Genomic DNA, 521 nt, shown 5'->3' with positions numbered 1-521 from the left:
AGTACCAACTTGAATACCCATTATAGCTACTATTATACCAGACATTGCTCCACCTATGAAGTTAGTAACATATACTGGTATTGGGTTAGCAGATATTATGTCTGATTGAGTTAATGGCTCTATAGCAAGAGCTATAGTATCTTTCTTAGAACCGAATTTCATCTTAGAGAAGAATACATAGTTCATGAAAGAAGAACCGAATACTGCTAATGAACCCATAGCCTTCATACCTTGAAGAACTTTGTAACTAAATAATGTAAATAATTCCAGTACAACTAATAATAACGCTGTACCTATTAAGATTTGAGTCATTTTATAATTTACYCTATGTTAAAATAAGTTTTTGTCAAACTTCTTGATGATTTAATTAGAGAATAGATGTCGATAAATGTAAATATAAAAAAACAAAAAATTAACRTGATTTTGTAAAAAATTTGAAATTTACTGAATTTATTAAAAAATCAGATTGATTTAAATCATAAAAACGCCTGTTTTGAATAAATATATATAATATGTTACAA

1 protein-coding gene is annotated in these 521 nt (G+C 26.8%); it reads right to left on the bottom strand.

Annotation, left to right across the window (positions count from 1 at the left end):
- Positions 1 to 312: PTS sugar transporter subunit IIC (locus G3997_RS06740; RefSeq protein WP_330616115.1), on the bottom strand; the 312-nt coding region annotated here is incomplete at its 3' end.
- Between the last annotated feature and the right edge of the window lie 209 nt (positions 313 to 521).

This window comes from Romboutsia sp. 13368 (assembly GCF_018336475.1).
GTDB lineage: Bacteria > Bacillota > Clostridia > Peptostreptococcales > Peptostreptococcaceae > Romboutsia.
Note: the sequence above shows the minus strand (reverse complement) of the source record. Positions and strands in the feature narration are given on the sequence as shown.